Source organism: Arthrobacter sp. BG3 (assembly GCF_056680185.1).
The window spans coordinates 714,334-734,393 of sequence record NZ_CM155270.1 but is presented as its reverse complement, the minus strand read 5'-3'; the positions used below and the strand labels follow the sequence as shown (position 1 = coordinate 734,393).

Below are 20,060 nucleotides of genomic sequence, written 5' to 3'. Positions count from 1 at the left end.
TCAGCGTCCGCCCGGCTGTGGTCCGTCCGGCTGGTGCCGGCTGCCACTCGGCCGGCGGGGCGGCAGGGGCAGGAAACCCGAGGTGGATTCCACATATTCCTTATACCCGGGGCGGGCGGACATCGCTTTTTCCGTGAGCGGCTTGCCCGACTTGCCGGCGAGCAGCCAGATCATCAGGGCGGGGGAGAGGACGGTCAGCACCCCGGGCCAGGAATCAGCGGCGACAAGGAAGAACCCGGTCCAGACGGCCGCGTCGCCGAAGTAGTTCGGGTGCCGGGTGTAGCGCCAGAGTCCGGTGTTGAGCACGGTGCCGCGCCTGGCAGGATCCGCCTTGAACTGCCCCAGCTGCCAGTCGCCGACCGTCTCGAAGACGAAGCCGACGATCCAGAGCAGCACGCCCAACCAGGCCAGCCAGCCGAGGCTTCCGGTGCTGAACATCCCCACCTGGATGGTGAGCGAGACCAAGAACAGGATCACGCCCTGGGGGAGGTAGACCTTGCGCAGTGCGTAGATGTTGCGGGACCCGGGGGCGGAAGAGAGCATGTCCACGTACCGTGGATCCTCGTGGCCGCCGCGGGCACGGACGCCGATGTGGAGGGCCAGCCGGGTGCCCCAGACCGCGACGAGCGCCAGCAGCAGCAGCCGGCGGCCGTCGTCGCCGTGTCCGTCGGAGAGCAGCCAGGAGATGGCGGCCACGACTACGAACCCGAGGCCCCAGACGGTGTCGATGACCGAATGGCGGTTCTGGCGGACGGCAATGGCAAAGGTCAGGGCCAGCAGCAAGACGAGGCCCACCGCCACCCACGGGAGGCTGGCCAGGAAGGCGCCGATCGGGAAGTACGGCATCAGAGCACCACCGGGAGGCTGGCGCCGGAGGCAGGAAGGAGGCTGCGGAAGGAGTCCGAACTGCCCCGGAGTTCGCGCCCCGCGCTGGTGGCGAAGGCATCGAGGATGAATCGGGTGGCCAGTGAGTTCCACAGGCGCACCCGGCGGAACATGAAGTGCCCGGCTCCCGTGAGGGCGACGTACTCCACGGACTCCGCGACGCCGTCAGCCCGTCGGGCGAAGGCCAGCGAGTTCGCGGGGCTGGTCCAGCGGTCCGCGGTGCCATGGACAATCAGGATCCGCCGTCCCGCCACGGGCTCCACCGGGGTTTTTGCATCCAGCCAGGGCGCAAGGGCAACGACGGCCTCCACCTGCGGGTGGTCCGCGACGCAGAGGGCGGTCAGGCCGCCCATCGAGTGGCCGAGGAGATAGACGGGGACTCCCGGATGTTCGCGGCTGATGTGCGAGAGTGCCCAGCGGGCGTCCTGAACCGGGGACATGTCCTGTCCGTTCCACCCCCGGTAGCGGTTCCGGAGCGTCCAGACAGCCAGCCCTTCGGATCCGCCTCCGCTGCGGAGGACGTGGGCGAAAGGCAGCATCCGCGCGGGACTCAGGTGCCGGCCGCGGACGGATTCGTAGCTGTTGGACCGCCCGCCGTGCAGAACCAGGGCGACTCCCCGGGTTTCGCCGCTGGCCCCGGCAATGCTCAGCACGGCCTTGGCAGCCGCGCCCGGGCCCGCCGACTCAGGTTCGCGGTCGTCTATCTTCCGTATGGCCACGCCGTATCCTCCACAATTCGTCCGTCAATTCCAACCATAGGGCGCTGTGCCCGCAGTTCAAGCGGCAGTTCCGCCGAAGTCACTGATCTGCAGCCGGGCGGGACTTCCCGCCGCGGGGACGTCCCCATGGAACATTCGAAGCTGCGGCCCCGGAAGATTGGGCGCGGGCGGTTGCTCTCCGCCGGGACACGCGGGGCGTGTGCGCGGCGCGTGCCGGCTGCGACCTCTTGACGGGGTATGAGCGGAGGAGTAGGCCTGTGCAGGTAAACCTCCGGGCGCCACGCCGGCTGGCGGACACCGGCGTCGGACGCCCGGGCCAGCGCCCGGGCCAGCGGCGGGGCCAGCGGCGGGCCGGGCAGCCCCCGCGTCAGGACGGCGCCGTGAAACGCCGTAAAGTCTTCGGCATGAGGTTGAACTGCTGATGGGCGCCGGACATTCACACACCCCGCAAGGACACGGGGAGCCGACACCCCAGGCGCTCGCCGCGCGGAAGAAAGCCAACCTCATCCTGGCCGCCATCCTGATCCCGCTGACGCTGCTGACCCTCGTGGCGATGGCGATGCTGTGGCCCTCGGGCAGCAAGGAAGGGATCACGCTGGCGAGCCCCTACGCGGCCGCGCCGGGAGTCACGTTCGACACCGGGAAGATCCAGCGCGTTGTCACCGGCAGCTGCATGGATGCCCTCCCGCAGGGACAGGCCGGAGCGGACGCCGCGCCGCAACAGGGATCGGAGTGCACCTTTGCCTTCACGGACCCGGACAAGGGCGGCAACCCCGTCAAGGTGGTCATCAACCCCGACGTCGCCAAATCCCACGGGGTGAAGGCCGGCGACAACATCCGCTACCTCAACCTCTCCAAGGCCCAGGGCGCCGCCGGCCAGGGCGCCCCCGCCTACGTCTTCGTGGACTTCGTCCGGACCCTGCCGATCATCTTCCTGGCCTTGCTGTATGCCGTTGTTGTGATCGCCGTGGCGCGCTGGCGCGGGTTGCGCGCGCTGATCGGACTCGTCGGCGCCTACGGGGTGCTTGTGTCCTTTATGCTGCCGGGGCTGGTGGAGGGAAAGCCCCCGCTGCTGCTGGCAATGGTCGGGTCAACGGTGATCATGATCGGCGTACTGTACTTCGCCCACGGTTTTTCCGCCCGGACCTCGACGGCGCTGCTCGGCACCATGTTCGGGCTCGCGATTACCTCGTTGCTGGCAGCCTGGGCCACCGACGCCGCCAACCTCGCCGGCGTCGGCAGCCACGATTCCGCAGCCCTGGCAAACATCTCGGACAACATCTCCATCTCCGGCATCATCCTGTGCGGCCTGATTATCTCCGGGCTGGGCGTCCTGAACGACGTCACCATCACGCAGTCCTCGGCAGTGTGGGAACTCTGGGAGCTGGCCCCGGAAACGTCCGCGCGCCAGCTGTTCACCTCCGCGATGCGGATCGGCCGGGACCACATCGCCTCCACCGTGTACACCATCGCGTTCGCCTACGCCGGTGCCGCGCTGCCGGTGCTGATCCTGGTGATGCTCTATGAACGGCCCCTCGGTGACGCCCTCACCAGCGCCGAGCTCTCCGAGGAAGTGATCCGCACCCTCGTAGGCTCCATCGGGCTGGTACTGGCGATCCCGGTTACCACGCTGATCGCGGTACTTGTGGTCAAAGCAACGGGAATGAAGGCGCCGGGCGTCAGGACCGCCCCGGTCCTGGCCACCGGGGGCGGCGCCGTCAGCGTTCCCGCGGCCGGCAGCCCCGCCGTCAGCGTTCCCGCGGCCGGCAGCCCCGCCGTCGGCCTTGCCGCGGATGACGCCGAGCGGCTGGACCCCGACGCCGTCGACCCTTCCAGTGCCTTCGAAGAGGCGCCGGCCGGGCGCCGAGGGCGGCGCGCCGCCGCACGGGACTGACCGCGGGTTTCCACATAGCAGGCGCGGATCGGGCCGATTTGCCCGGCTTTGAGACAATGGACAGGTGACTGTTGTAGCTACCCCTCCCGCCCCCAAGCTGGAACTCCCGCCCCTGAAGCTCGGGCCCCTCACGGTGGACACCCCCGTGATCCTGGCTCCGATGGCGGGCATTACCAACTCCGCGTTCCGCAGGCTCTGCCGTGAATACGGTGGTGGCCTGTACGTCGCGGAGATGGTCACGTCCCGCGCCCTTGTGGAGCGGACGCCGGAATCGCTGCGCATCATTTCGCATGACGACGACGAAAAGGTCCGGTCCGTCCAGCTCTACGGCGTGGACCCGGTCACTGTGGGCCAGGCCGTCCGGATGCTCGTGGAGGAAGACCGCGCGGACCACATCGACCTCAACTTCGGCTGCCCCGTGCCCAAGGTGACGCGGCGCGGCGGCGGATCCGCCCTGCCCTGGAAGATCGACCTGTTCACCTCGATCGTTCGGACCGCGGTCAAGGAAGCCTCCAAGGGCAACGTCCCGCTGACCATCAAGATGCGCAAGGGCATTGACGAGGACCACCTCACCTACCTCGACGCCGGCCGGATCGCCCGCGATTCCGGGGTCGCCGCCGTCGCGCTCCACGGCCGCACCGCAGCACAGTTCTACTCCGGCCAGGCCGACTGGTCCGCGATCGCCCGGCTGCGCGAAGCCCTGCCGGACATCCCGGTCCTCGGCAACGGCGACATCTGGTCCGCCGAAGACGCCATCCGCATGGTCCGCGAGACCGGAGTGGACGGTGTGGTGGTCGGCCGCGGCTGCCAGGGACGCCCATGGCTGTTCGGGGACCTCATGGCGGCCTTCGAAGGCAGCGAGGTCCGGCACAAGCCGGACCTGCGGATGGTCGCCGAGAGCGTTTACCGCCACGCCGAACTGATGGTCGAAACCTTCGGCGACGAGGGCAAGGCCCTGCGTGAAATCCGCAAGCACATGGCCTGGTACTTCAAGGGCTATGTGGTCGGAAGCGAACTGCGGACCAAACTGGCGATGGTGACGAGCCTCGAGGTGCTCCGCGGGACCCTGGACCAGCTGGACCTGAATTCCCCGTACCCCGGGGTCGACGCCGAAGGCCCCCGCGGCCGTGCGGGCTCTCCGAAGAAGCCCGCCCTGCCCAAGGACTGGCTGCTGGACCGCAACATGGACGCCGAGCAGTCGCGTGAGATCAGCCACGCTGAACTGGACGTGTCCGGTGGCTGAAACCAGGACCACCGCCCCGGTGCTGGACGGCTACGTGGCCCGCGACACCGCCCGCTGGGTTGAGGAGCCGCCCAAGTCCACGTACCGGTCCGACTTTGAACGCGACCGCGCCCGGGTGCTGCACTCCTCGGCCCTGCGCCGGCTCGGGGCCAAAACCCAGGTCGTGGCGCCGGACACCGACGACTTCGTCCGGACCCGCCTCACCCACAGCCTCGAGGTCGCCCAGGTGGGCCGCGAACTGGGCCGTGCCCTGGGCTGCGACCCCGACGTCGTTGACACCGCCTGCCTCAGCCATGACCTCGGCCACCCGCCGTTCGGCCACAACGGCGAATCGGCCCTCAACGAGGTTGCCCACGCGATCGGCGGCTTCGAAGGCAACGCCCAAACCCTGCGCCTGCTGACCCGGCTCGAGCCCAAGGTCCTTGCCGCCGACGGGCGCCCTGCCGGGCTCAACCTCACCCGCGCCAGCCTCGACGCCGCCGCGAAGTACCCGTGGTCGGCCGAGAACGCCCCCATCATCCACGGCGAGCGGACCAGCAAGTTCGGCGCCTACGAGGATGACCTGCCCATCTTCGACTGGATCCGCGAGGAAGCGCCGGAGCGCCGCTCCTGCCTCGAAGCGCAGGTTATGGACCTCGCCGACGACATCTCCTACTCCGTGCACGACGTCGAGGACGCGATTGTCGCCGGGCACTTCCAGCTGCGCTGGATGGACAACCCGGACCACCGTGCCCGCGTGGTCGGCTACGCCAAACAGTGGTACCTGCCGCACAACGACCCCGCCGCGATTGATGCAGCCCTCGCCCGGCTCGAGGCCACAAGCGTGTGGGTCCGCGAGGCCGACGGAAGCCGCAAATCGATGGCAGCGCTGAAGGACATGACCAGCCAGCTGATCGGCCGGTTCTGCCAGAGTGCGCTGGCGTCCACCCGGGAGGTTTACGGTCCGGAGAACCTGACCCGCTACAACGCGGAGCTGATCGTCCCGGACGAGACCGTGATGGAAATCGCCGTGATGAAGGGCCTGGCCACCACCTTCGTGATGACCACCGAGCACCGGCAGCCCATCTACGAACGCCAGCGAGAGGTCCTGCACGCCCTCGTCACGGCCCTGAGTGCCACCGGGGACCGCCACCTGGAGCCGATGTTCGCCGCCGACTGGCGCGACGCGGCGGACGACGCCGGGCGGCTGCGTGTTGTGATCGACCAGGTCGCGTCGCTGACCGACGGCTCCGCGCTGGCCGCTTACGAGCGGCACGTCGGCAGCCTGCCGTCGCTGTGGTGACGTCTCTGGTGACGTTGCCCGCACTGTCCTGCTTTGCGCTGTTCCGGTCGGGGGCCGGTACTAGGATGGCACTGTGGCCGGCCTGATCAAACGCGAAGATATCGACGAAGTACGCCAGCGCACGGACATCAAAGAAGTCGTCGACGGCTACGTGACGCTGAAGGTCGCTGGCCTGGGCTCCTACAAAGGCCTGTGCCCCTTCCATGACGAGCGGTCGCCCTCATTCACCGTCCGCCCCCAGGTGGGCCGGTACCACTGCTTCGGCTGCGGCGAGGACGGCGACGTCATCTCCTTCGTGCAGAAGCTGGACCACACCTCGTTCCATGAGGCTGTGGAAAAACTGGCCGCCCGGATCGGCTTCGAGCTACGGTACGAGGACGGCGGCTCCGGCCCGAACCGCGAGGAGGTCGGCCGGCGGCAGCGCCTGCTCGACGCCCACAAGGTCGCGGACGAATACTTCCGCGCCCAGCTGCTGACCCCGGGAGCCACCGAAGGGCGCAACTTCCTGCACGAGCGCGGTTTCGACCGCGCGGCAGCCGACCAGTTCGGCGTCGGCTACGCCCCGCAGGGCTGGGACTCGCTGCTCAAGCACCTTCGGGGGAGGGGCTTCACCGATCCCGAACTCAAGCTCACGGGGATGTTCTCCGAAGGCGGCCGGGGAATCTACGACCGCTTCCGCGGCCGGCTGATCTGGCCGATCCGCGACATCGCGGGGGACACCATCGGTTTTGGTGCCCGCAAGCTCTACGAGGACGACCAGGGCCCCAAGTACCTGAACACCCCCGAGACCGCGCTGTACAAGAAGTCACAGGTCCTGTACGGCATCGACCTCGCCAAGCGCAACATCGCCAAGGACCGCCAGATCGTCGTCGTCGAGGGCTACACCGACGTGATGGCCTGCCACCTTGCCGGGATCACGACGGCGGTCGCCACCTGCGGGACGGCGTTCGGCACCGAGCACATCAAGATTGCCCGCCGCCTGCTCTCCGACGACGGCAGCGGCGGCGGCGGCGAAGTCATCTTCACCTTCGACGGCGACGCCGCCGGCCAGAAGGCGGCACTGCGGGCCTTCGAGGAGGACCAGCGCTTCGTCGCGCAGACCTATGTTGCCGTGGAGCCCAACGGGGCCGACCCCTGCGAGCTGCGCCAGTCCAAGGGCGACGCCGCCGTGCGGGACCTGATCAACACCCGGCGGCCGCTGTTTGAATTCGCCATCCGTGCCGCGCTGAAACGGCACAACCTGGACACGGTGGAGGGCAGGGTCGCCGCCCTGCGGGAATCCGCGCCGGTGGTCGCCCAGATCCGCGACGCAGGCATCCGTCCCGCCTACGCGCGGGAACTGTCCGGCTGGCTGGGCATGCCGGTCGAGGAAGTCAGCCGCGCCGTGGGCGCGGCCGCCAAGCGTGCGGCCCAGCCGCAGGTGGGCGGCTCGGGCAACGGCCACTACCAGGCGCAGGGCAGCACCGCGGGCCGCGGCCAGGGCTCGGGGTACGTTTCCGTGACCGGCGGGGGATCCGCCCCGGGGGTTGCACCTTTGCCGCCGTCGGCCGGCCTGCCGGCGTTCAACCGGCCCGACCCGCGCGACCCCGTGGCCGCGATGGAACGGCAGGCGCTTGAGGTTGCCCTGCAGCAGCCGGCGATGCTGGAAGGTGAGACCTGGCAGCGTTTCTCCGAGGCGAGGCTGTCGACGCCGGCGTACCTGGCCATCCACCAGGCCATCCGGGCCACCGGGCTGGCGTCCGCGGGCGACCCGGTGCGCTGGGTGGAACAGCTGCTGCAGGAGGTTCCCGAGCCGCTGCGCCCGCTCGTGTCCGAGCTGGCCGTGGTGCCGCTGCCGGCCAGCACCGCCGACGGCGTCCTGCGCTACTGCCGGGACATTCTCGCGCGGCTGTTCGAGCTGCAGATCACCCGGGTCAAAGCCGAAAAGATGGGGCAGCTGCAGCGCCTGGACGCTTCCGCGGACCCCGAAGAGTTCCAGCGGCTGAACCGCGAGCTGATGCAGCTGGAAATGCAGAGACGGTCCCTGCGCTCCGAGGCCTGACGGCCGCGCGGGGCTCAATTTCACTTCCCGGCCGGGTGTTTGCTAGGCTTGTATCCGCTTCATTCCTCCTTAGCTCAATTGGCAGAGCATTCGACTGTTAATCGAAGGGTTGCTGGTTCAAGTCCAGCAGGAGGAGCGCGCAGTCCCCGTTCCGGGTCACCGGGACGGGGACTTTTTTATACCCGGAGGGGGTATGGACGTGTTTCGCGGGGGAGGGGACGGGCCGATTTCCTAAGCGGGAAAACCTTTGCTAATGTCATACCTGCTTCATTCCTCCTTAGCTCAATTGGCAGAGCATTCGACTGTTAATCGAAGGGTTGCTGGTTCAAGTCCAGCAGGAGGAGCGGACAGGTCCCGCAGGCGGTGATAAACCGGCTGCGGGACCTTTTTTGTGCCCTCTTACGGCGTCTCTTTCCCTGCCCAGACGAAGCCTGGTCAGACGAAGTACATCTCCACCTGCAGGAACCGCTCGGCCTCCGCCACCGCCGCCTGGAAGGCTTCACTCTCGGTGGGGGACTTCCGGGGTTCGCGGGGGTGCCACTCGTGCGGGGCGGAGTGGACCTGGGTGAATCCGCCGCCGGGCGGGGCGTAGAAGATGCCGAAGCGCTGCACGGGCCACTCGGGCGAGGTCTCCGGGGCGACCAGGAGCGCCGAGTCGTAGGCCGGGTTGTACCACTGCGCGATCGGGCGCCGGCGGTCCTCGGTGAACAGCCCGGCCGCGAATAGCGCCGCCGACTGCTGGCTGGTCTGGCTGCACAGGCGATCCCACCACAGTGGCAGGATTCCGGTGTCATACCGCTGCCATGTGGCCGGTCTGAGGGGGTGGTCCTGCCAGTCGGGCACATCTCTAACTTTATCGCCCGGTGTCGGACGGGAACAGGGCCGGAGGCCAGTTGCGCGCCCGCGCCCCGGGTGAGGGGGACATGCCCCGCGTTCGGGTTGGCGGGTGGACATGGTGCCCATATGCCCACTCCTGGCCCCGAAGACTGGACATGTCCTCCGGGGGGAATCGGGCTACTGGATTGCCGGGACCGTCCGCGGCCTGACGACCAGCCAGAGGGCGGCGGCAGCCAGGAAAATACACGCGGCCTGGACTGCGCCCATCGGGGTGGCGGACGTGACTCCCAACCAGCCCACGACCGGGGAGATGAGGCCGGCCATCAGGAACGTGGCGGCACCGAGCAGCGAGGCGGCGGTGCCGGCCTGTGCGCCGTGCTTGGCCAGAGCCAGCACCTGGACGCAGGGGAACGTGAAGCCGGCGCCGAGGATGTAGAACCACAGCGGGACCATCACGCCCCACAGCCCGAAGCCCAGCTGGTCGAAAATCACGATCAGCACGGCCATGAGGAACATCCACGCCGTGGAGCAGGCCAGGATCCACTGCGGCGGGACCCTCCGGATGAGCCGCGAGCTGGTCTGCACCCCGGCGACAATGCCCAGGGAATTCACGCCGAAGAGGAGTCCGTACTGCTGCGGGCTGAAGCCGTAGACATTCTGGAACAGGAACGGCGACGCGGAAAGGTAGGTGAACAGCCCGCCGAAGTTCATCCCGCCTACCAGCAGCAGGCCAACGAAGATCCGGTCCGCGAACAGGACACCATAGCGCTGGCGGGCAGTCATGCCGGTTTTCCCACGAAGTTCGCGGGGGAGCGTCTCGCGCACCACGAACACTGCGGCGATGAGGACACACATCCCGTAGCCGGCCAGGAAAAAGAAGATCCCCGGCCACGCCATGAACAGCAGCAGCTGCGAACCGATGACCGGGGCGAGGATCGGCGCCAGGCCGTTCACCAGGGCCATCCGGGAGAACATCCGCACCATGGCGAAGCCGCTGAACAGGTCCCGCACCATGGCCATGGCCACCACACCGCCTCCCGCCGCGCCGATTCCCATCAGCACACGGAAGAAGCCCAGTGTCGAGATGTCGGTCGACAGGGCCGCGCCCAGGGAGGCCATGATGTGCACCGCCGTTGCCAGGATCAGCGGCAGCCGCCGGCCGAACTTGTCACTGAGCGGGCCCACCACCAGCTGGCCCAAGGCAAAGCCGATCGTGGTGCCGGTCAGCGTCAGCTGAACGGCCGCCTCCGAGACGCCCAGGCTTTCTTCCAGCGCCGGGAAGGCCGGAAGGTACAGGTCCACGGTGAACGGTCCCAGGGCGGTCAGCGCGCCCAACATCAGAATGTAGAGGAGCCTGCGGCGACGGGTCAGGGAATCGCCGGGATTGGTGGGTGTAGTCACAGTGCCCAATCCTAGGGCTCACTACAAGGCTTCCGGGTGTGCGGCAGGGGGCGCGCCACAGCCCGCCGCCGCGCCCCGGCACGGAGCCTGAATGGTAGTTTTGACACCGGGGTGTGCGTGAAGCTGCGCAGACCGGCAATCCCGCGCACGCGGATCACAGACGTAACCAGTTAGGCGGGACCGATGAGCGGACGTCACAGCGGCGGCACAGGCGGAGGGCTGCGCATTTCCGCGCTGCCCAGAACCTTGAAACTGATCTCCAAACTCGCCCCGCGGCAGCTCAACGACGAGATTGCCCTCGCCAAGGTCGAGATCAAGCGCAAGGGCATTCAGGTCGGCGTTGCCGCAGCCTTTCTCGCCGTCGCACTTGTCTTCGTTTCCTTCCTGGTCATCGGTCTCATCGTTGCAGCCATCATGGGCCTCGCCACGATCATGCCCGCCTGGCTCGCGGCCCTGCTGGTCTGCGGGGTGTTCCTGCTGATCGCTGCGATCGTCGGGCTGGTGGGCGTCGGCAAGTTCAAGAAGGCCATGCCGCTGGTTCCGGAAGACACCATCCGCGGCCTCAAGTACGACCTCGGCATCGCCAAGGAGGGCTCGGCTTTCGATCCTGCCGTGCTGGACCCTGACTCCGAGCAGTACAAGGCCGCCAAGGCCGCCAAAGCAGAGGCCGCAGCCAAGGCCAAAGCCGAAAAGGAAGCCAAAATGGCCGCCGAGCCCGACTTCGGTCCGCCGCCCAGCGAGGCGGAACTTCGACGCCGGCTGGACCAGCGCCGCGCCCACCTCACCGGGGTTCGCGATGAACTCAACGAGGAACTCGGCGTCAAGACCCAGGCGCAGGCCCTGCTGGCAGCGGCCCAGCTCAAGCTGCACGCCGGCAAGGAACAGCTCAGCGGAAAGGTCGCCGGTTTCCGGTCCGCGGCCGCAGAGCGCACATCGAAACGGCCCGCAAAGTCCCCGGGCGCCGCTGCGGACAGCGCCGGCGCAGGCGCGGCGGGCCAACTGGGCCAGCGGTGGAAACCGCTCGTCGCCCTGACCGCCTCAGCTGCAGCCCTCGTGTTCCTGCTGCGCAAACTGCTCCAGGGCTAGGCAGCCCGCTGAACTGCGACGCCCAAACGTTGCTGGCCACGGAAAGGGGGACTGGATGAAGTTCATTGGCGCTGGTTCCCGGCCTGGTCAGGCCCAGACCCACCACGACAGGGTCTTCACCATCCCCAACGTGGTGACGGTGGTGCGGTTCCTCGGCGTCCCGCTCTTCATCTGGCTCGTCCTCGGGCAGCAGGAATACGGTTACGCCGCCCTCGTGCTGGCCATTATGGGCAGCACCGACTGGGTGGACGGCTACTTCGCCCGCCGCTTCGACCAGATGTCCAACCTTGGGCGGGTCATGGATCCCATTGCGGACCGGCTCGCGCTGATCGCAGTCGCCGTGACGCTCGTGATCGCCGGCGTCGTGGAGTGGTGGTACCTCGCGGCATTGCTCGTCCCGGATGCCATCCTTCTCGCCCTGTCGCTCTACTACTTCCACGGCCACCCCGACCTGCCAGTAAGCACTGTCGGCAAGATCCGGACCGCACTCCTCCTGGCCGGCACCCCGCTGCTCGTACTCTCAAAGCTTCCGGTGCCCGGCGCGGAGATTTACTTAGTGGCCGCCTGGATCTTCCTCGGTCTCGGGCTGGTAGGACACTGGATCGCCGGCTACAACTACTTCTGGGCCATCATCCGCAAAGGCAAGATGCTTAAGGCCGCCAAACTCGATGCCGAAGACGGCACGCGCTGATGGTGTGGTTCGCCGTCATGCTTGCTGTGCTGGGCGCGTTCTGCCTCGCTTTCGGCGCCCAGCGCCAGGGCAGCGCGGTCAAGGCCGACACCGGGGGCCTCGCGCTCAGCAGCCACGGGATGCTCCGCCTGATCCGCAGCCCCCGCTGGGTCTTTGGCCTCCTGCTGCTGTGTGTGGGCATGGCGATGAACGCCGTCGCCCTGGTCATGGCGCCGCTCACAGTGGTCCAGCCGATCGGGGCGATCGCCCTCGTCATCACCACCATCGTCAACACCAAGGACCAGGGGCTGACCATGAACCGGGCCACGGTGGTGGCGATTTCCGCCTGCGTCACGGGTTCGGCGCTGTTTGTGGTGCTGGCGGTCACCGTGACCCAGGAGACCCACAAGGTCAGCTCCTCCGATGAGCTGACCATCGTGCTGCTGCTGGCTTTGGCGGTCGGGCTGTTCGGAACACTCGCCCTGATGTTCAAGCACCGGATGAGCGCCTTCATCTACATCCTCGGCGCGGGCATCCTGTTCGGCTTTGTCGCCGTCCTGACCCGGATCATCGGCAAGCACCTGCTGGACCCGAACGGCCTGGGGGTGCTGAATGTCCCGTGGTATTCGGTGGTCGCCATCATCGCCGCCGGAGGCCTCGGCTCGTGGTTCGTCCAGAACGCCTACTCCGGGGGCCCACCGGACCTTGTGATCGCCGGGCTGACGGTCATCGACCCGATGGTCGGCATTGCGATCGGCATCACCATCCTCGGTGAGCTGCGCCCCGATGTCCACGCCGTGACGGCGATTGCGATGGGCGCAGCCGGATCGCTTGCTATCGTGGGAGTGATCGCTTTGTCCAGGCACCATCCCGAAGTCACCAAGCGCAAGAAAGACGCTCGGAAGGCCGCAGGCCGGGTGTCCTAGGGCAATCCAGACCTCAGCAGTAGGCCCGGCACGCCTGCACCGACGGCCATCACCGTCCCAGCTGCCCGCACCGTGACCACCAGGAGCTCTCCACGTGACCATGCCCGACAACCAGCATCCGCTGACCATCCTGATCGCTGCGGACACCTATCCGCCCCACGTCAACGGCGCCGCCATGTTCAGCTACCGCCTGGCCAAGGGCATGAAGGCGCGCGGACACGATGTTCACGTCCTGGCCTGCCGCCCGGACAAGGGCAAGAGCTACACCGAGTTCAGCGACGAGGGCACTGTCCACCGGATCCGCTCGCACTCGGTTCCCACCCACGAATACTTCCGGATCACCTTCCCCTGGGAGATCAAGAAGGAAATCAGCCTCCTGTTCGACCGCGTCAAGCCCGACGTCGTGCACATCCAGAGCCACTACATGATCGGGGAGCACGTCCTCTACGAGGCCGTCAAGCGTGGCATCCGGATCGTGGCGACCAACCACTTCATGCCTGAGAACCTGAACCCCTTCCTGCCCTTCCCGCAGTGGTTCAAGGACATCGTGGGTCGCATTTCCTGGAAGGACATGGGCAAGGTCATGGGCCAGGCCGACGTCATCACCACCCCCACGCCCCTGGCGGCGACGGCAATGCACCAGCATGCCTTCCTCCGCGAGGTCCTGCCGCTTTCCAACGGCATCGACTCCGCGGCCTACGAACTCAAGCCCGGCGAAGAGCTGGAGCGCCACTCCAGCCCCACCGTGCTGTTCGTCGGCCGGCTCGCCGAGGAAAAACACATCGACGTCCTGATCGACGCTGTCGCCAAGACGCCCAAGGAGCTGGATATCCATCTGGAGGTCGTTGGCGGCGGCGAAGTGCGCCCTGCCCTCGAGGCGCAGGTGGCCCGCCTCGGTTTGCAGGACCGGGTCAAGTTCCTGGGACTGGCCAGCGACGCCGACCTCCGCAAGGCCTACATTGCAGCGGACCTGTTCTGCATGCCCGGCACGGCCGAACTGCAGTCCCTCGTGACGCTCGAAGCGATGTCGGCCTCCACACCGGTGCTTCTCGCGGACGCCATGGCCCTGCCGCACCTGGTGCGCGACGGGGAGAACGGCTACTTGTTCACGCCCAATGACAGCGACGACCTTGCAGCCAAGATGGTCCGCGTGCTCTCGCTCCCCGCGGACGAGCTGGAGGCCATGGGCAAGGCGAGCCGGGGGATCGTGGAGAACCACAGCATCGAACGCACCCTGCAGGCTTTCGAGGATCTCTACCGCGGCGCGAGCTACGACGACCTCGTCGTCTGAATCGGGCCACTACTATTGTTAGAGTGATTTTCGCCCGGAAACCATCCGGCCCGTCGAGGGCCGGAACGGTGTCCGGGCCCACGGGGCTATAGCTCAGCTGGTTAGAGCGCGGGACTCATAATCCTAAGGTCCTCGGTTCAAGTCCGAGTAGCCCTACATTTCTGCCGGACCCCGTCCGGGACCCGCAGCTGAAGGAGCCGCGGCCGACGTTTCGACGCCGGCTGCGGCTCCTCTGCGTTATCGCATCCAGCTCCTGTTCACCGGGCGCCTGTTCCCCGGCCCAGCCCGTGCCTGGTTCCGGTGCGGCCCTCCAGCGTTAGCTTCATCACTTGCGGTGTTCGCGCGAATTGCGATAAGTTACTGATGAGTAACATTCCGCCGCGCGACGCCCGCGTCATTGTGGCCGCTGCTGATCACACGTGAAGGAACACCATGTCCAAAGCTGACATCGACATCAACAATCTCCCGTACGCCGATGGCGACTTCTTTGCCTTCGAGCAGCTGCTCAGCGCCAAGGAGCAGGACCGGCTGGTGGAGGTCCGCGAGTTCCTGGCCCGCGAGGTTAAGCCGATCGCCGTCGACTGCTGGAACCGCGCCGAGTTCCCGATGGATCTGATTCCGAAGCTCGCCGAGATCGACCTGGTCAGCCCGGTCAAGAGGCAGGGCTACTCCAACCTCTTCGCGGGAATCATGCATGCCGAGGCAACCCGTGCCGACACCTCCATCGCCACCTTCCTGGGCGTCCATGACGGACTCTTCACGGGTTCCATCGAAGCACTCGCCTCCGAGGAACAGCAGGAAGCCTGGCTTCCGGACATCTACTCGCTCAAGAAGATCGGCGCCTTCGGCCTCACCGAACCCCTGGGCGGGTCCGACGTCGCCGGCGGCACCCGCACGACGGCACGCCGCGAGGGGGACAGCTGGATCCTCAACGGCGCCAAGCGCTGGATCGGCAACGCCACCTTCTCCGACTGGGTTGTCATCTTCGCCCGCGACCTCGCCGACAACCAGGTCAAGGGCTTCCTCGTCGACACCAAGACTGAGGGCTACAGCGCCACCAAGATCGAGAACAAGATCTCCCTGCGCACGGTGCAGAACGCCGACATCACCCTCGAAAACGTCGTGGTGCCGGACTTCTTCAAGCTCGCAAACGCCAACAGCTTCCGCGACACGAACAAGGTCCTCAAGGTGACCCGACTGTCCGTCGCCTGGCAGGCCGTCGGCCAGCAGCTTGCCGCCTTCGACGTCGCCCGCCGCTACGCCGTGGAACGCCACCAGTTCGGACGTCCGATCGCCTCCTTCCAGCTGGTGCAGCACCAGCTCGTGCAGATTCTTGGCAACGCGGTCAGCTCGATGGGCATGATGGTCCGGCTCTCGCAACTGGAGGATTTGGGCCAGGCCAAGGACGAGCAGTCCGCCCTGGCCAAGGCCTTCACCACGGCCCGTATGCGCGAGAGCGTCGCGCTGGGCCGCAGCATCCTCGGCGGCAACGGGATCGTGACGGACTACGAGATGGCTAAGATTTTCTCGGATGCCGAAGCCATCTACTCCTACGAGGGCACCCACGAGATCAACACCCTCGTCACCGGCCGGGCGATCACGGGAATCTCCGCGATCGTCTAGGAAACGGCCCCACGGCGCACGGCGGCCCCAAGACGCCCCGCGCCGGGCGGCCGGCAGCACTGCCCGCGGCCCTTCATCCTGATTTGCCCTCCGCGCCCCTATCCAGGTGCGGGATCCCGGGGCGGAAGCAGGACGGAGGGCCGCAGGTCCGTCACGAAGGCCAGTGGATTGAGGTATGCCTCTCCGCGGCGAACAGCCCAGTGGACGCAGGGGACCGGACCGCAGTGGCCGGGCTGGATCCACCCCAGCACATCCCCGGCCGCGACGGCGGCCCCCTCGGCGAGGTCGCTGCGCACCGCCTCGAAGCTGCTCCGCAGTCCGTTGCCGTGGTCAACAGTGATGACCGGTCGGTCCACCACCACGCCGACAAAGCTCACGGTGCCGGCCGCCGGCGAGACGACCGGGGCGCCGTGGTACGCCGCCCGGAGGTCGACGCCGCGGTGGCCGCTTTGCCACGGCTTGGCCGGCGGATCAAAGGCGCGGGCCACGGCAGGCCTGGGATCCAGCGGCCAGATCCACGAACCGGTCGCCGCGCCGGGTCCCGGGGCTGTGTCAGTCGCCACGCCGAACGCTGCCCCCGCCTCGGGACCGGTGGCCGCGCCGCTTGCCAGGCCGGGGCCGGTGGGCGCCGCCGCGGGTGTGAACGCCAGGAGCAATGCGGCAACAAGGGCGGACATGGACGCCGGAGTCTTCATGGACCCAGCCTGCCGCCCCCGCCGGATCGTAAGTAAGCACCCATCCGGTCTATGTGGATAGAAGCGGATAGAAGTCGAGGGCCTAGCCGTTGCCAGCCGCCGCACGCCGGCAACAAACCGGCACCGACCTGCAGCAAAACGCCGGCACGGATGCCCGGAATACCGCGGCGGACCCCACGGGCAGCCCTTGGAAACCGTCCAATCCGGCACCGGCCCTGTAGTACACTTGATGGAGCAGTTTGCTGTGCCCTCACGCTTGATCAAAGTACTTGTCTAAGCCGGCACGCCTCATTCAGGGGTGCGGGGGAGCAGCGGCTGACTACGCGTATCCAGCCCTCCTCATTCGAAGCTTGAACTCTTCAGGGTGCGGAGGACTGCGCCCCTTTCGGTCCGGGCCCATGGTCCGGAGAAGAAGCGCAGTGGATGCCAGGAGCACCGCCCGCCTGGGCGTTGCTAATAACCGTCAACTATTGGCAGGGTAAGACAGCCCATGGGCTGTCTCATGAATGACCTGCCGGAAGGAGCGCCGGCATGCCCGTCGTAACTATGCGCCAGCTGCTTGACAGCGGCGTCCACTTTGGACACCAGACCCGCCGTTGGAACCCGAAGATGAAGCGATTCATCTTCACGGAGCGCAACGGGATCTACATCATTGACCTGCAGCAGTCGCTGTCCTACATCGACCGCGCCTACGAGTTCGTGAAGGCCACCGTTGCACACGGCGGCACCGTTCTCTTCGTCGGCACCAAGAAGCAGGCGCAGGAATCCATCGCCGAGCAGGCCACCCGCGTTGGCCAGCCGTACGTCAACCAGCGTTGGCTCGGCGGTATGCTGACCAACTTCCAGACGGTCTCCAAGCGCATCCAGCGCATGAAGGAACTCGAAGAGATTGACTTCGACGACGTCGCCGGTTCCGCGTACACGAAGAAGGAACTGCTGCTCCTTCGCCGCGAACTCACCAAGCTGGAAACCAACCTCGGTGGTATCCGCAACCTGACCAAGGCGCCTTCCGCGCTGTGGATCGTTGACACCAAGAAGGAACACCTTGCTGTCGACGAAGCCAAGAAGCTGAACATCCCGGTTGTGGCCATCCTGGACACCAACTGCGATCCGGACGAAGTCGACTTCCCGATCCCGGGTAACGACGACGCCATCCGCTCCGTCAACCTGCTGACCCGCGTTGTTGCTGACGCCGTTGCTGAGGGCCTCATCGCCCGCAACCAGCGCGCCACCGGCACCACGGAAGCACCGGAAGAGCCGCTGGCTGAGTGGGAGCGCGAGCTCCTCGAAGGCAGCAAGACCGAAGAGGCTGCTGCCGCTCCGGCCGCAGAAGCCGCTCCGGCCGCTGAAGCTGCTCCGGCTGCTGAAGAAGCGCCCGCCGCTGCAGAGGAAGCCCCGGCAGCTGCCGAGGCTACCCCGGCTGCTGACGACGCCGCCGGCGAAGCAAAGTAGCCAGACCAAAGTCTGCTTTTCTCAGCTGACACATAGATCCGGATCTCCCCACCTGTTCAACGCAGCGTAGGGAAACTGACAGGATGGCCGCTCACCGGGTGAGCTGCCGTCCTGTCAGTCCGTACACCACATAAAATTTTCTAGACAGAGGGGTTCACATGGCGAACTACACTGCCGCTGATATCAAGGCTCTGCGCGAGCGCACGGGCGCCGGCATGATGGATGTCAAGAAGGCTCTTGACGAAGCCAACGGTGACGCCGAGAAGGCCATCGAAATCATCCGCATCAAGGGCCTCAAGGGCGCTACCAAGCGCGAAGGCCGCTCCACCGCGGAAGGCCTGGTTGCTGCCAAGGTCGCCGGCGGCGTTGGCGTGATGATTGAAGTCAACTGCGAGACCGACTTCGTTGCGAAGGCTGACAAGTTCATCCAGCTCGCCGACAAGGTCCTGGCCGTTGCAGTCGAGTCCGGCGCTGCCGATCTCGAGACCCTGCTCGCCACCGAGGTGGACGGCAAGCCGCTGTCCGAGGTCGTCGTCGAAGAGGGCGCAGTGCTCGGCGAGAAGGTTGTTGTCCGCCGCATCGCCCGCCTCGAAGCCGCCACGGTCGACGCTTACCTGCACAAGACCTCCAAGGATCTCCCGGCCCAGGTCGGCGTCCTGTTCGCTGTTGACGGCGAAGGCGAAGCAGCTGCCACCGCAGCCCACGACGTCGCCGTCCACATCGCCGCGATGTCCCCGAACTACCTCTCCCGCGAGGATGTTCCGGCCGACCTCGTCGAGTCCGAGCGTCGCATCGCCGAGGAAACCGCCAAGGCTGAAGGCAAGCCCGAAGCGGCAATGACCAAGATTGTGGAAGGCCGCGTCACGGGCTTCTACAAGGGCGAGGTTCTCCTTGACCAGGCATTCGCCAAGGATGCCAAGAAGTCTGTCGCGCAGGTCCTCTCCGAGGCCGGCGTCAAGGGCACCGCATTCGCGCGTTTCCGCGTCGGTTCCTAGTCAGGCATTAGTCGGGCACCGGTCAGACAGTAGTCGGACTGTAGTCGGACACGCTGAGGGGGTGGTCACTGCGGTGGCCGCCCCTTTTGCATGCACACAGGGTCTGCCCCGGGACACCCGTCCCGGGGCAGACCCGGGTCCGGGCGGAATGACGCCTTTGGTCCCCGGCACGATAACCTAGCTCAGAGTTCACCAACGGGAAGGCACCATGGAAACCGTCACCACTTCAGCCCAGCCAAAAAAGAGCCGGCGCCGAGTTCTGTTGAAGCTCTCGGGCGAGGTCTTCGGCGGCGGGAAGCTGGGCGTCGACCCGGATACCGTCCGCGGCGTGGCCAAGCAGATCGCCGCAGCAGTCCCCGACGTCGAAGTTGCGATCGTCGTCGGCGGCGGAAACTTCTTCCGCGGCGCCGAACTGTCGCAGAGCGGCATGGACCGTTCCCGCGCCGACTACATGGGCATGCTCGGCACGGTCATGAACTGCCTGGCCCTCCAGGACTTCCTGGAACAGGCCGGCGTCGAAACCCGTGTCCAGAGTGCCATCACCATGGGCCAGGTCGCCGAGGCGTACATTCCGCGCCGCGCCATCCGCCACATGGAAAAGGGCCGCGTCGTCATCTTCGGCGCCGGCGCCGGACTGCCGTACTTCTCCACGGACACCGTGGCCGCGCAGCGCGCCATGGAGGTCCACGCGGACGTTGTCCTGATGGCCAAGAGCGGGGTCGACGGCGTCTACACCGCCGACCCGAAGCTGGACCCCACCGCCGAGAAGCTGCACCACCTCAGCTACGACGAGGCCCTCCGCCGCGACATCCGCGTGATGGACCAGACCGCCATGACCATGTGCAAGGACAACAAGCTCACCATGGTGGTATTCGGCATGGAAGGCGAAGGCAACGTCACCCGGGCCATCCTGGGGGAGGACCTGGGCACCGTCGTCACCCCCTAGCAGCGGCTAGGATGTTTTCAGGACAGTTCCGCACCCCGAAACCGGGGTATCCAGGCGGAACTCAAGCATGACCG

General features: G+C 66.9%; 17 protein-coding genes and 3 tRNA genes. 15 read left to right on the top strand and 5 right to left on the bottom strand.

The window, feature by feature from the left end:
* Complete coding sequence (locus AC1MFL_RS03345; protein WP_479813453.1) at positions 1-846, bottom strand: DUF1295 domain-containing protein; 846 nt, start codon at positions 844-846, stop codon at positions 1-3.
* A complete protein-coding gene (locus tag AC1MFL_RS03340; RefSeq protein ID WP_479813452.1) occupies positions 846-1,604 on the bottom strand; it encodes an alpha/beta hydrolase in 759 nt (252 codons plus the stop codon). Before AC1MFL_RS03340 ends, AC1MFL_RS03345 begins: the two co-directional genes overlap by 1 nt.
* 421 nt (positions 1,605-2,025) lie before the next feature.
* Here AC1MFL_RS03340 and AC1MFL_RS03335 point away from each other — a divergent pair, with 421 nt between their 5' ends.
* From AC1MFL_RS03335 to AC1MFL_RS03310, 6 genes are all read left to right on the top strand, one after another.
* Positions 2,026-3,498 carry a YibE/F family protein gene (locus tag AC1MFL_RS03335; protein WP_479813451.1) on the top strand — a complete coding sequence of 491 codons (1,473 nt, stop codon included), beginning with the start codon at positions 2,026-2,028 and terminating at the stop codon, positions 3,496-3,498.
* Between the two features lie 64 nt (positions 3,499-3,562).
* On the top strand, positions 3,563-4,741 hold the full coding sequence (gene dusB, locus AC1MFL_RS03330) for a tRNA dihydrouridine synthase DusB (protein ID WP_479813450.1): 1,179 nt from the start codon (positions 3,563-3,565) through the stop codon (positions 4,739-4,741).
* A complete protein-coding gene (locus AC1MFL_RS03325) occupies positions 4,734-6,023 on the top strand; it encodes a deoxyguanosinetriphosphate triphosphohydrolase (RefSeq protein WP_479813449.1) in 1,290 nt (429 codons plus the stop codon). The genes dusB and AC1MFL_RS03325 overlap by 8 nt, the downstream gene beginning before the upstream one ends.
* A 73-nt stretch (positions 6,024-6,096) precedes the next feature.
* Positions 6,097-8,064, top strand: a complete 1,968-nt coding sequence (dnaG, locus tag AC1MFL_RS03320) for a DNA primase (RefSeq protein ID WP_479813448.1) — start codon at positions 6,097-6,099, stop codon at positions 8,062-8,064.
* Between the two features lie 63 nt (positions 8,065-8,127).
* Positions 8,128-8,200, top strand: a tRNA-Asn gene (locus tag AC1MFL_RS03315).
* Between the two features lie 135 nt (positions 8,201-8,335).
* Positions 8,336-8,408 (top strand) — tRNA-Asn (locus tag AC1MFL_RS03310).
* A 91-nt stretch (positions 8,409-8,499) separates the two neighbouring features.
* Here the strand turns inward: AC1MFL_RS03310 and AC1MFL_RS03305 are convergent.
* Entirely contained in the window at positions 8,500-8,907 is a 408-nt protein-coding gene (locus AC1MFL_RS03305) for a hypothetical protein (RefSeq protein ID WP_479813447.1), read from the bottom strand.
* A 171-nt stretch (positions 8,908-9,078) separates the two neighbouring features.
* The gene (locus tag AC1MFL_RS03300) at positions 9,079-10,302 is read right to left on the bottom strand and encodes a multidrug effflux MFS transporter (protein WP_479813446.1); all 1,224 of its coding nucleotides are present in this window, start codon (positions 10,300-10,302) and stop codon (positions 9,079-9,081) included.
* 183 nt (positions 10,303-10,485) lie between these two features.
* On the opposite strand from AC1MFL_RS03300, the gene AC1MFL_RS03295 reads away from it, so the two are divergent.
* The 6 genes from AC1MFL_RS03295 to AC1MFL_RS03270 all read left to right on the top strand — a co-directional run bounded on the left by AC1MFL_RS03295 (position 10,486) and on the right by AC1MFL_RS03270 (position 15,898).
* Positions 10,486-11,388 (top strand): phage holin family protein, encoded by a 903-nt coding sequence (locus AC1MFL_RS03295; protein ID WP_479813445.1) that lies wholly within the window; start codon positions 10,486-10,488, stop codon positions 11,386-11,388.
* A gap of 55 nt (positions 11,389-11,443) precedes the next feature.
* Entirely contained in the window at positions 11,444-12,079 is a 636-nt protein-coding gene (locus AC1MFL_RS03290) for a CDP-alcohol phosphatidyltransferase family protein (RefSeq protein WP_479813444.1), read from the top strand.
* The gene (locus AC1MFL_RS03285) at positions 12,079-12,984 is read left to right on the top strand and encodes a DMT family transporter (RefSeq protein WP_479813443.1); all 906 of its coding nucleotides are present in this window, start codon (positions 12,079-12,081) and stop codon (positions 12,982-12,984) included. Before AC1MFL_RS03290 ends, AC1MFL_RS03285 begins: the two co-directional genes overlap by 1 nt.
* Positions 12,985-13,078: 94 nt before the next feature.
* On the top strand, positions 13,079-14,275 hold the full coding sequence (locus AC1MFL_RS03280; protein WP_479813442.1) for a glycosyltransferase: 1,197 nt from the start codon (positions 13,079-13,081) through the stop codon (positions 14,273-14,275).
* A gap of 82 nt (positions 14,276-14,357) precedes the next feature.
* Positions 14,358-14,431, top strand: a tRNA-Ile gene (locus AC1MFL_RS03275).
* A gap of 276 nt (positions 14,432-14,707) precedes the next feature.
* Positions 14,708-15,898 (top strand): acyl-CoA dehydrogenase family protein, encoded by a 1,191-nt coding sequence (locus AC1MFL_RS03270; protein WP_479813441.1) that lies wholly within the window; start codon positions 14,708-14,710, stop codon positions 15,896-15,898.
* 98 nt (positions 15,899-15,996) lie between these two features.
* Here AC1MFL_RS03270 and AC1MFL_RS03265 read toward each other — a convergent pair whose 3' ends face one another.
* The gene (locus AC1MFL_RS03265) at positions 15,997-16,593 is read right to left on the bottom strand and encodes a M23 family metallopeptidase (RefSeq protein WP_479813440.1); all 597 of its coding nucleotides are present in this window, start codon (positions 16,591-16,593) and stop codon (positions 15,997-15,999) included.
* Between the two features lie 531 nt (positions 16,594-17,124).
* On the opposite strand from AC1MFL_RS03265, the gene rpsB reads away from it, so the two are divergent.
* The 3 genes from rpsB (at position 17,125) to pyrH (ending at position 19,986) form a co-directional block, all read left to right on the top strand.
* Complete coding sequence (gene rpsB, locus AC1MFL_RS03260; RefSeq protein ID WP_301229084.1) at positions 17,125-18,045, top strand: 30S ribosomal protein S2; 921 nt, start codon at positions 17,125-17,127, stop codon at positions 18,043-18,045.
* Between the two features lie 158 nt (positions 18,046-18,203).
* The gene (gene tsf / locus AC1MFL_RS03255) at positions 18,204-19,040 is read left to right on the top strand and encodes a translation elongation factor Ts (protein WP_226761266.1); all 837 of its coding nucleotides are present in this window, start codon (positions 18,204-18,206) and stop codon (positions 19,038-19,040) included.
* 208 nt (positions 19,041-19,248) lie between these two features.
* On the top strand, positions 19,249-19,986 hold the full coding sequence (gene pyrH, locus AC1MFL_RS03250; protein WP_226761267.1) for a UMP kinase: 738 nt from the start codon (positions 19,249-19,251) through the stop codon (positions 19,984-19,986).
* The last annotated feature ends 74 nt before the right edge of the window (positions 19,987-20,060 follow it).